Below are 11658 nucleotides of genomic sequence, written 5' to 3' on the forward strand. Positions count from 1 at the left end.
ATATTAAATTAATTAGATGTCACCTTTAATATCATCAGCTGCTAAAGCAACATATTTGAGAGGTTCTCTAAATTCATCAACTTGACTGTATACTTCTTTAATTAAACCAGAAGTTGCTTCTGGTGAAAAGAGTTGTGTTCCTGCATCTAAGGACATAGCAGCAGCTACACAAGGGATACAGAATCCTTTACTGTGTCTGGTTACAACGTGGTTACCGTTAAAGAGACCAGGGCCTCCTCCACCGTAGATAGAGTGACTGAAGAAAGAGAATCCTACAGCTACACCTTCTGCTCTACCGTAGTCAATACTTGGTAAACCAGTAGCAAATTCAATGTTATCATTGAAGTATAATAAAGTGGATGGAATACCTTGAGCAGCACGAGCAGCACCAATGTTTACCATAACAGCAGCAGCAGCACCAGCAGCAGCATATGCGTTCCATAAAGCTGCGTCATCAGTGTTATAAATTGAGAAATCGGTTAAGTCTTTTTGAGGAGCAATAACTCCGTCAGCTTCAGCTCTAGCGATAGTTCCATTTACAACACTACCAACAGTACCTTCTTTTGCATTATCTTTTACTAAATCTAAAACCATATTGTCAGCATTCATACCTTGGTAAGCTAAACCTAATAAGTGTAATCTTTCGTATGCACCAATAGCATCACCCATTTCAAACATAGCAGTTTGTTCGAAAATAGATGCTAAAGCAGTAGCTTGGAAAGTGTTTTTTAAGGTAGCAGCAGCAAAATCATTTGCTTTAACACCTCTTAATGCATAACCTGCACCTTCGAGTTTTTGTGGAATGTCTAACATAGTAGCAATGTTGGATCCTTTGTAATCTACAGATTGTGGGCATCTACCTAATACTGCAGCTTTTACGAAGTTTGCATCATAGATACTTACGTCACATACATCAATAATAGCTTGTACTAATGAAGTTGCGGTAGATAATGGAGCAACAGAGTATTCTGCAGCAACATCAATTCTTTTAGATGGAACTTGTACTAATAATCTTTTACCTCCGGAAATAGGTTCAACTTTAGTATCATCATCTTCAGAAATTTGTATCATTTCTTTCATTTTTTCTGCAATTGCACCCGCATTTGCTACAATATCAATATCTAATTCCCTTCCTAATATTTTGGATTTGTCTCCACCGACTGAACCAGTTTTGACAGATTTTTCAAGACCTTCTAAGTTTACTGCAACAGTTCTTTTTACACCTTTAACGATGTTTTGAATAGCAGTGTTCCTGAGTGGACTTAAAGCTTCGATTGGAACATCAGATACAACTAATGAGCCTCTATCGTCGTATAAATCGACTTTATCATCAAACTTTGCCATTTTTTCCCTCCTAATTAAATAGAGTATTTAATATACCACCTATATTTGAGTGAAATTTTCACACAAAATTGGATAAAGCTATACACAATAATTTTGTAGAATAGCTAACCATATGGTATACAGTTCTTATTTTAATTAAGATATAATATAAACATTACCAATGGAATAATTTAGAAAACTTTATAAACTATAAGAGTTCCTAAAAACTTAAGAACAATAATTACAAAAGTAATACTTTAAACATAAGATATCTGAATATTTATTTCAATAATAAAGCAATTAAAAACCATATTTAAAAAAATAAACTTGATATTATTATCAAAAATTATTAGACAACTATTATTATACAATAATTACTTTAAATTCCGTGTTAAATCAAAATTTAAAAAAATATATCAAATAAAAGCTCCAATAATATAAAAATTAATAAATTTAATACAAGAAATGACAAATTTTTTAAACAAACAAACATATTTTATCAAAAATACTGTAAAATAATCAACAATTCAGAAAAATAAAATTATTATAAAAAATGGTAAAAATAATACTGAATTAGTTTATATAATACTAAAAACATAATAAAAATATTATGCAAGTTGTAGCAGATGTTGGAGGAATTCCTGGAAAAGATTGTAACGGTTTTTGTAAGTACTGTTACTTCAGAAAGGTAAAAGAAGTTAAAGCATTTGGCTGTGCTCACTGCTTACCTAATAAAATTGGCTGTGACAGATGTAGTAAGGGAATAACCGACTCACAAAGTGAATTTAGATCTCCATTTGAAGTAATTACTGAAGTTCAAAATGCTTTGATGATGCAACCTAATTTTAGAGAAAACGACATTAAAGTAAATATTAGCGGAGGAGGAGATGTTAGCTGCTATCCCTATCTTGAAAATTTAACAGCTAATTTAAATCAGTTTTCACTTAAATCCCATTTAGGTTATACCTGTGGAAAAGGCATTACTGAAAGTGAAATAGCTTCCAGATTAATTAATAATGGTGTCGATGAAGTTACATTTACTGTTTTTTCAACAGACCCTAAACTTAGGAGAGAATGGGTAAAAGACAAAAAACCTGAAGAAGCTCTAAAAGCTTGTCAAATCTTTTGTGAAAATGCTGATTTAACAGGAGCAGGAGTAATAATTCCTGGAGTTAATGACGGTGATGTACTTAGACAAACCTGCAATACCTTGGAAGAATGGGGTGCTAAAGGATTTATCTTGATGAGATTTGCAAACACCTTCAATGAGGGATTAATTTTAGGAAATGAACCTATTCTTAAAGGAATTGAATCACAGCCTGTTGAAGAATTTGGTCAGTTAGTTGAAGAAATTAATAAAGAATATAATTTCAGAGTAACAGGCACTCCATTATGTGATCCTGAAACTGGCGGCCCATTTGCAATAGCTAAAGATGAAAATGAAATATTTTTACAATTTATTAAAAAAGTGACCGGAGAAGCTACCATAATTACATCTAAAATAGCTGCACCATTTATAAGTAAAATATTTGATAAAATAGATGCAGATAATGTAAATGTAATCGGAGTTCCAAAAGAAATAGCTTGTTTAATTACAAAAGAAGACCTGGAACAAATTGATTTAAGTGAAGTGAAACAGGCAGTTATTATTCCAGGACGTGCCTTTGTTCATCAATTAGATGCTGAGAGAATTCTAAGTGCTGACGGTGTAGAACGTATTGTTGGCCGCGGCCCGGATACTTTAACAATAGATGGTGAACTCAGCTTTGATAAAACAGACGAAAATGTTATTGAAGAAGAATTAACACAATTTAATGATTTGGTTGATGCCATTAACTTCTTTGGAATGAGAATATAAAAAAAGTAGATGATTTAAGAATCATCAATAAGGGAACTTTCAGTGTGGATTTTTACTAAGATATAATCATACATGAAAGACTTTTTAATTTCAGCCAAGTCGGATAATTTTTTACCTTCTATAACTACATTTTCAATTAGTTCATGATATTTATCATAATTTAATTTTACCCTGACTCCATCAAGCTGCACTGTAATAGGTGCTGGAGATATGATATCTTCAATAGCTGGAACCTGATTTTCAATAGCATTTTTAACTACAATAGATGGTACAAGTGGCGGATCCAATGCCATTTCTCTTTTTTTATTATTTAAAATTGTTTCAATTGTATCCACTAAATTATTAAGAGCTCTTATATCTGGACCTCTTTTAAGTCTTCTTGGAATCCTGCCAAGCCCACCAACATATGCATCAGCACCTGGAAGTTCTTCAATTGGAATTTCTGGAGCTCCAGTTACAATAACAGGAACATTAATGTCATCATATAAAAAGGATTTTTCTTGAATACAATTTTTAAAACTGCCTAATGCAAAAACAGCCACATCATGTTCTTCAATTAAGCTTTTTTCTTCTTCAGTGATTCCTGAAGTTCCTTTCCCATCTCCTCTGGCCAATCCAATCATATTGTCTTTAGCACCAAATTCACGCAAATACTCAGAAATATCACATGCTGCATGAGGCAGGTGATGTCTTGCAAGTGTTGGAGATACAATAGCTATTTCAGAACCTGCCATTGGAGCTACTGTTACCTTAGCAAGCAATTCTTTAGCCTTATTTTTAATAACATCAACATCTTCTAAAGGAATAGGTAAATTTAAAACCAATTCCATTTGTAAAATGTTTTCCTGAAGGATGAAACCTCCTAAATCTTCAATAAGTTCCTTGACTTCTTCACTTTTGTGAACTCCACCAGTATATGTTAATGTTTCATACATCTAAAAAATCCCTTATATAATTTATTAAGTAAGTTTTTTACATTATTTCTATATTAACTTTTCCAAAATTTCGTATCTTTTTTCAAGTCTTACAAATGGATTTTTAGATACAAAATTGTGTGACGAAATCTCAATTAATGTTTGTGTTTCATTTTGAACTTCATCAGCCAAATAATCCGGATATACTACATAATCATAGTTTTCATCATCAATAGTAAACCCCATACTTTCAGCAGTGTCTTTTAAAAAGTTAGAATAAACTTTAATGTGAATACTGTTTTTGACATTATTATTAAGATATTTTTTAGCTAATGGATAATCATCAAAAAATGAAAGTATTTCTTCATCAGTTAAATTATTGTTAAAATCTATTTTTTTAATGCTTTCAAAAATCTGGACTGATGAATTAACTTTAAGTGGAATAGAGTCTATTTCAACCTTACTTTCAGATAATAAAATAGCCAAATCCCCATCATTCTTATTGGGGTGTTTATTAACCTTATAATTTTTTATTCCAACTAACTTTACAAGATCTTCACACATAGGTGTTGTGACAATTTTCATACTAATAATTATTATAAAAAGTAAAATTTAAAATTAATTAATTTTTATAAATATGAATCATGAAAATTACATTAAGCTTTGAAAAAACACAAACCAAAGATACATCCATAATGGTCGATGCACTTAGGGCAAGTACCACAATTACACTTGCTTTGAATAATTTTAATGAAATCATCCCATGCTTTACACCAGAAGAAGCATTTGAGTTAAAAAAAGAAATCAATGGAATAATAGCCGGAGAAAGAAGCGGAAAACGTGTTGAAGGCTTTGATGTTGGAAACTCGCCAAAAGATGTTGAAAATTATGACACTGATATTGAAACACTTATACTGACCACAAGTAATGGAACAAGAATTCTTAAAGATATGGATTCAACTGTTCTTGTAGGATCCATGGTAAATGCAAAAGCAGTTGGGTATAAAAGTGTAGAGATAGCTGAAAATGAAATTGATGTTGTAATGGCAGGATACAAAGGAAATTTTGCCCTAGAAGATTTTTTGGCAGCCGGTGAAATTCTTTACTGGATTTGCGACAGGTTAAATAATGAGTGCGAAATAAGCGATTATGCAAAAGCAGCCATCATGGCCAGCAGAGATTATGATGCTCTAAAAGAAGGATTTTATAATTGCAACTCCGGAAGAAAACTGTCCCGACTTAAATCCAAAAAAGACATCGACTGTTGCGTGTTAAAAAATATAAGTGAAAATGTGGCTATCTATGAAAATAATATATTGAAATTAATTAAAGATTAGATTTATATACAAATTGTAAAATATATATTATAACATTAAATTAACCGATGTGTTTTTTTTGAAAAGAGAATGTTTAACCATAATAGGAACTGCTCATGTATCTGCAAACAGTGTGGAAGAAGTTAAAAATACAATTTATGAGCAACATCCAGAAATAGTAGCTATTGAATTAGATAGGGGAAGGTATACTCGATTGAAAAATGAAATGATGGGTATTGAAGAAGATGACACTATTTCTGTTTCAAAAATCATCAAAGAAGAAAAAGTAGGACTATTTCTAGCTACAACAATCCTTTCATATTTCCAATCAAAAATTGGAGAGGATGTTGATGTAAAACCCGGATCAGAAATGATTGGAGCTATTGAAGCTGCTGAAGATTTGGAAATTCCAATAGCATTGATTGACAGAGAAATAAACACAACCCTGCAAAGGGCTCTTAATAAAATGGGATTTGTAGAAAAACTTAAATTTGCATTTAGTTTACTTACTTCAATTTTTTCAAGTGATGAAGAAGATGAAATTGATATTGAGGAGTTGAAAAATCCGGATAACCTTGATGAATTAATGGAATTTTTTAAAGATGAATCTCCAAAAGTATATGAAGTTTTAGTACAGGAAAGAGATGCTTATCTTGCAGGAAATATTTTAAGAATTCCTCAAGACCATGTAATAGCTGTTGTAGGTGCAGGACACAAACCTGGAATCAACAGATACTTAGACAATCCTGAAACTATTCCTCCTTTAAGCCAATTGGAAATTACTAAAGAAAAAAAAGGAATACCATGGTTTAAAATTATTTTAGCTTTAATTCCAATATTGTTTGTTGTGATATTTTTTCTGGCCTACATTAGCGGGATTAATATAACCTGGAACCTCTATGACTTTATAATTATAAGCATGATAATGGGATTTATCGGTTCTGTACTTTCCGGATCAAAAATCCAATCTGCTGTTGTTGGAGGATTAGTAGCTCCTTTGACTATTATTCACCCATTACTTGCAGCAGGATGGTTTTCAGGACTGGTTGAAGCTAAATACAGAAAAGTTAGAAAAAGAGATATGGTCAATCTTACTAAAATTGAAAGCTTAAAGGATTTGTGGCACAACAACATAGTAAGAATTTTACTTGTTGTAGTTGGGACTAATTTAGGAGTTAGCTTAGCTACACTTGTTATATTGCCTTCACAAGTCTTTATACCATTATTTATGAAAATATTTGGCGGATGAAAAATAATAATTTTTATAAAGTATACTTACATAATTATTAAATGAAAAATTTTAATGGAATTAATTACTATGTATTTCATATTTCGATGTGACTGTGGAAGAGTATTATATGCAAAAGAAGGAGTGGCTACCCGCAAGTGTGTTTGTGGAAAAACAATCAAAGTAAAACAACGCAGAATATTTAAAAAAGTAGAAACTCGTGAAGAAGCTTCCCTGGCAGTTCAAGAGATGCAGGATGAAATATATGGAAATACTGACTTTAAGAGAGCCAGTGAATTATAAACTATAAGTTTAACAAAAGGTCTGTTTAAAAATGGCTAACGTAATATTTGAAATAGTATTAATAATAATTTTAATTGTCCTTACCGGGATTTTATCGATGGCTGAATTGGCCGTTGTTTCGACAAAGAAAGCAAAATTAGAAAAACTGTTAAATGAAGGACACAAAAGTGCTCAGATAATCATTGACTTTGCAGAAGATCCAAATCAATTTTTATCTACTGTGCAAATAGGAATTACACTTATCGGTATCTTAACTGGTGCTTACGGTGGAGCTACTTTAGCTGAACCATTATCAGAAGTAATTGGTCCATATGTACCATATAGCGGAACAATAAGTATTTTAGTAGTTGTTATCATTACAACTTACTTAACTTTAGTAATTGGAGAAATTGTACCAAAAGTTATTGCTCTAAATAACCCTGAAAAAGTTTCTTTAAAATTAGCTAAAAGCATGTCTGTACTTTCAAAAGTTTGCAAACCAATTAGTGCAGTTCTTGCCAAATCAACTGATTTCGTCTTATGGACCATAGGTATGAAAAGCAAATCCGAATCAATAGTAACAGAAGAAGAAATTGAGTTATTAATTGAAGAAGGAAGAGAAGACGGAACTATTGAAAAAGAAGAAGAAGATATTATTAAAAGAGTCTTTAAACTTGATGATAAAAAAGTCGAATCTATAATGACTCCTAGAAATGAAATTATCTGGGTTGATTTAGAAGATGATAAAAGAGCTAATGAAATCAAGATTATGGAAAGTAAAAGATCCATTTTCCCGATAGCCAAAGGAGAATTAGATGATTTTATCGGAGTTGTTCAAGCAAAAGATATTTTAGCACTTTTATTTAGTGAAGAAAAATTTGACATTAATTCAATTATTAAAAAACCTTTAGTTGTTTCTGAAAATCTTGAAACATTGGAATTATTAAAAGAATTTAAAGAAAACAAAGAATATGTCCATATGGCTCTTGCTGTTGATGAATTTGGTAGTGTTGAAGGATTAATAACCTTAAACGATTTACTTGAAGGAATAGTTGGAGATATTCCGGGCATTGATGAAACTGATGACCCAATGGCTACTCAGAGATTAGACGGTACATGGTTAATTGATGGAAGATTCCAAATTGATAAATTTAAAGAACTTTTCGATTACGAAAAAGAGTTCCCTTATGAAAAAGAAGACCAATACACTACAATAGCTGGATTTATCCTAAGTTTAAGTGGTAAAATTCCTGATGAAAAAGAAATATATGACTGGGACAGATTCCACTTCGAAATTTTAGATATTGACGGGCATCAAATCGACAAAATTCTTGTAACTGATTTAGGTCCGCAAGAAGAAGAAAAAGAAACAGAAGAGGTAGAAGAATGATTGAATTATTAATACAAATTGTATTGCTTATTGTAGGATTTGCAATTTTAATAAAAGGATCAGATATTTTTGTAAGCGGATCAAGCAATATAGCTACTATTTTAAAAATCCCAACACTTATTGTGGGATTAACTATTGTAGCATTTGGTACAAGTGCTCCTGAAGCTGCAGTATCCATATCCTCATCTATTCAAGGAAGCAATGCCCTGGCTGTAAGTAATGTTATTGGAAGTAATATCTTCAATATTTTAGGAATTATTGGTATTTGTGCTCTACTTAAAGAATTAAAACTTGGAGAAAATGTACTTAACAAAGATATGCCGTTTCTTTTAATTGTTAGTCTGCTTGTTGTTGGATTTATATTACTCAGCTGGGATTTAACAAGAATTGAAGGAATTGTATTATTGATTCTTATAATCGGATATACTGCCCATTTAGTTTATACTTCTAAAAAATCAAAAGGGGCAGATTTTGTTGAAAAGCCTAAATTCGGTATTGGAAGAAGTATTGTTTATGTTGTTGTAGGGCTTGCTGCAATTATTCTTGGTGCTCAGCTTGTTGTAAACTCATCATCATATATTGCAATGGCATGTGGAATGAGTGAAACATTAGTTGGTTTAACAATTGTAGCTATCGGTACATCACTGCCTGAACTTGTAACTTCACTAACTGCTCTAAAAAGAGATGAAAATCAGTTAGTTATTGGAAATGTAATCGGATCAAACATATTCAATATCTTATTTGTACTTGGTTTAAGCAGTACCATAACTCCAATTCCTGTAAACTCAAATATGATTGTAGATTTAGGTTTAATGATAATTGTTACAATTTTATGCCTTATATTTGGTAAAACACAAAGTAAATTTGATAGAAAAGAAGGAATAATCCTATTAGGACTATTCATATTATATATGGCTTTCGTGATTTTCAGAAATTAATTTTTTTAGCTCACAGGCTTTGCAGATATCTGAAGATGTAGGTTCTCCACATAACCTGCACTCATTCAAATTAGATGGAATATCACTTTCAAAGGTTAAAATCTTTTGGAAGGATTCCATAATATTATTTTTTATTCCAGGATATATATCCTCATTATTATTTAAAAATTCCTTAATTTTAGCCCTCAGAGATAAATGAGAATAAGGACATTCATCTAAATGAATATTAATATCATTTAAAATTGCCCAGGTTCCAACTTCCTTTTCCGGAGTGTTCCACAATGGTTTAATACGTGGAATCAACTTAGGATGAATAACATCAAGTTCAGGCCCGAATTTTGAGAATTTAATTAAATCACCACGGGCAAAACTCATTAAAAAAGACTGAATTTCATCATCAAGATTATGTCCGGTAGCTATTTTATCTGCTCCAAGATCATATGCTGTTTTATTTAAAATATTTCTTCTAAAAACTCCGCAAGGAATGCATGCACTTTTAAATCCGCTATAAATGTCATCTAGTGCAAATCCCTCTTCTATTTTAAATGATTTTTGAACTAATTTGACATCTAATTTTTCTGCATTGTCAATAGCTGCATCAATACCATGCTGACGGTAACCCTCAATACCTTCATCAACACTAACAGCAACCAAATCAAAATCCAAATAATTTTGATAATTTTTTAAAGCATGCAATGTCAAAACACTGTCTTTACCTCCAGACAATGCAACAGCTATCAATTCATGTTCATTTATTAAATTATAATCATGAATTAAATTATTAATCCTTGTAAATATCTTATCATTAAATTCTTTTTTGTTTAACTGAACCATTACTAAATAAATTTATAATAAGATAAATAAATAATTTTACTAGGTGAATTAAAAATGATAACTGCAGATTTCGCAATATTACCTGTTGGAACTGAAGATACTGAATGTAAAGAATATGTAACTGCTGCTGTTCAAGCAATTAAAGATTCTGGACTTAACTATCAATTAACAGGTATGGGAACTCAAATAGAAGCTGAAAATCTTAAAGAATTATACGAAGCTATAGCTAATGCACAAGAAGCTGTATTTAAAACTGGAATCGATAGAGTTTACACTGTTATTAAAGTCGATGACAGACGTGATTTAGAAAACAGAACTTTAGATGCTAAAATTGACACAGTAAATAAAATGTTAAAATAAAAAAAGAAAAAGATTAGTTAAAGCTGTCACTAGCTTGTTTTACAGCATCAATAACTAAATCCAAATCTTCTTGTGTTAATGAAGGATGTACCGGTAAAGAAATTACATGATTTGCAGCAAGCTCTGCATCTGGTGCACTGCCTTCGATACCTAATTTTTTATAAATTGGCTGATTATATAATGGAATAGGATAATGAACCCCTGTTCCAATACCTTTTTGAGTTAAGAAATCAACCCAATCATCTCTTTTTCCTTTTTCAACAAGAATAGTATATTGATGGTAAACATGTTTAAAATCATCAGCAGAATAAGGAGTTACTACCCCATCAACATCTTTTAAACCTTCATTTAAATATTCTGCATTAGCTATTCTTTTGTCATTGAATCCGTCAATTACATTTAATTGTGCAAGACCGATAGCTGCAGAAATATCCGTCATTCTAAAATTATAACCTATTTCATCATGAGTGTATTTTATACTGGAACCATGAGCTCTAAAAATACGTGCTCTTTTAGCTAATTCCTCATCATCAGTAGTTATAATTCCGCCTTCACTGGTAGTCATGTTTTTAGTAGGATAAAAACTGAAACAACCCGCATCTCCAAGTGCACCCACATTTTTACCTTTGTACATTGCACCATGAGCCTGTGCCGCATCTTCAATAACTTTTAAACCATGTTTATCAGCGATTTCATTAATTCTATCCATGTCTGCAGATTGCCCATATAATTGAACTGGTAAAATAGCTTTTGTCTTATCAGTAATCAATGCCTCAATACTGTCTGGATCTATAGTGTATGTTTTTAAGTCAATGTCTGCAAAAACAGGAGTTGCTCCCGTATAAATAATTGAATTTCCAGTAGCTATAAATGTAAATGGAGTAGTTATCACTTCATCCCCTTTACCTATTCCTGCTGCAAGTAAAGCTACATGTAGAGCAGATGTTCCAGAATTAGTTGCAATTGCATATTTTGTTCCAATCCAAGCAGCAAATTTTTCTTCAAATTCAGTTACTTTAGGACCTTGAGCAATCATACCTGATTTTAAAACTTCTACAACATTTTTAATTTCTTCTTCTCCAATTATTGGTTTTGCAATTGGAACTTTAATATCCGCCATTTTATCACCAAATCCTAAAAATAGATTAATTTAAACTTACAATAATATTTAAATCTAATAATATTTAAAATATTACTTGATTATTTAAAAAAGTG

The 11658-nt window shown here is 31.3% G+C and carries 12 protein-coding genes; 7 read left to right on the top strand and 5 right to left on the bottom strand.

The features are described from left to right. Positions 1 to 12: 12 nt before the first annotated feature. The gene (mcrB, locus tag MSM_RS05130) at positions 13 to 1344 is read right to left on the bottom strand and encodes a coenzyme-B sulfoethylthiotransferase subunit beta (RefSeq protein ID WP_011954237.1); all 1332 of its coding nucleotides are present in this window, start codon (positions 1342 to 1344) and stop codon (positions 13 to 15) included. A gap of 589 nt (positions 1345 to 1933) precedes the next feature. On the opposite strand from mcrB, the gene mmp10 reads away from it, so the two are divergent. Further along, the gene (mmp10, locus tag MSM_RS05135) at positions 1934 to 3181 is read left to right on the top strand and encodes a methyl coenzyme M reductase-arginine methyltransferase Mmp10 (RefSeq protein WP_004035810.1); all 1248 of its coding nucleotides are present in this window, start codon (positions 1934 to 1936) and stop codon (positions 3179 to 3181) included. Between the two features lie 14 nt (positions 3182 to 3195). On the opposite strand, the gene MSM_RS05140 is transcribed toward mmp10, so the two are convergent. Beyond that, positions 3196 to 4116 (bottom strand): methanogenesis marker 7 protein, encoded by a 921-nt coding sequence (locus MSM_RS05140; RefSeq protein WP_011954238.1) that lies wholly within the window; start codon positions 4114 to 4116, stop codon positions 3196 to 3198. A gap of 48 nt (positions 4117 to 4164) precedes the next feature. Further along, the gene (locus MSM_RS05145) at positions 4165 to 4680 is read right to left on the bottom strand and encodes a hypothetical protein (RefSeq protein ID WP_011954239.1); all 516 of its coding nucleotides are present in this window, start codon (positions 4678 to 4680) and stop codon (positions 4165 to 4167) included. 59 nt (positions 4681 to 4739) lie between these two features. On the opposite strand from MSM_RS05145, the gene comB reads away from it, so the two are divergent. The 5 genes from comB (at position 4740) to MSM_RS05170 (ending at position 9249) form a co-directional block, all read left to right on the top strand. Next, complete coding sequence (gene comB / locus MSM_RS05150; protein WP_011954240.1) at positions 4740 to 5432, top strand: 2-phosphosulfolactate phosphatase; 693 nt, start codon at positions 4740 to 4742, stop codon at positions 5430 to 5432. 49 nt (positions 5433 to 5481) lie between these two features. Then, positions 5482 to 6660 (top strand): TraB/GumN family protein, encoded by a 1179-nt coding sequence (locus MSM_RS05155; protein WP_011954241.1) that lies wholly within the window; start codon positions 5482 to 5484, stop codon positions 6658 to 6660. A 69-nt stretch (positions 6661 to 6729) separates the two neighbouring features. Beyond that, positions 6730 to 6942, top strand: coding sequence for a DUF1922 domain-containing protein (locus MSM_RS05160; RefSeq protein WP_022531780.1), 213 nt, complete (start codon positions 6730 to 6732; stop codon positions 6940 to 6942). A gap of 31 nt (positions 6943 to 6973) precedes the next feature. After that, positions 6974 to 8311 (top strand): hemolysin family protein, encoded by a 1338-nt coding sequence (locus MSM_RS05165; protein ID WP_011954242.1) that lies wholly within the window; start codon positions 6974 to 6976, stop codon positions 8309 to 8311. Then, complete coding sequence (locus MSM_RS05170; protein WP_011954243.1) at positions 8308 to 9249, top strand: calcium/sodium antiporter; 942 nt, start codon at positions 8308 to 8310, stop codon at positions 9247 to 9249. Before MSM_RS05165 ends, MSM_RS05170 begins: the two co-directional genes overlap by 4 nt. Here the strand turns inward: MSM_RS05170 and MSM_RS05175 are convergent. Continuing rightward, positions 9217 to 10083 carry a TIGR00269 family protein gene (locus tag MSM_RS05175; RefSeq protein WP_004032905.1) on the bottom strand — a complete coding sequence of 289 codons (867 nt, stop codon included), beginning with the start codon at positions 10081 to 10083 and terminating at the stop codon, positions 9217 to 9219. The genes MSM_RS05170 and MSM_RS05175 overlap by 33 nt on opposite strands. A gap of 54 nt (positions 10084 to 10137) precedes the next feature. Between MSM_RS05175 and MSM_RS05180 the strand changes: the two genes are divergently transcribed. Next, the gene (locus tag MSM_RS05180; protein WP_011954244.1) at positions 10138 to 10443 is read left to right on the top strand and encodes an MTH1187 family thiamine-binding protein; all 306 of its coding nucleotides are present in this window, start codon (positions 10138 to 10140) and stop codon (positions 10441 to 10443) included. A 13-nt stretch (positions 10444 to 10456) separates the two neighbouring features. Here MSM_RS05180 and MSM_RS05185 read toward each other — a convergent pair whose 3' ends face one another. Next, positions 10457 to 11563 carry a DegT/DnrJ/EryC1/StrS family aminotransferase gene (locus tag MSM_RS05185; protein ID WP_011954245.1) on the bottom strand — a complete coding sequence of 369 codons (1107 nt, stop codon included), beginning with the start codon at positions 11561 to 11563 and terminating at the stop codon, positions 10457 to 10459. Positions 11564 to 11658: the final 95 nt, after the last annotated feature.

It is taken from the genome of Methanobrevibacter smithii ATCC 35061, from assembly GCF_000016525.1.
GTDB classification, from domain to species: Archaea; Methanobacteriota; Methanobacteria; order Methanobacteriales; family Methanobacteriaceae; genus Methanocatella; species Methanocatella smithii.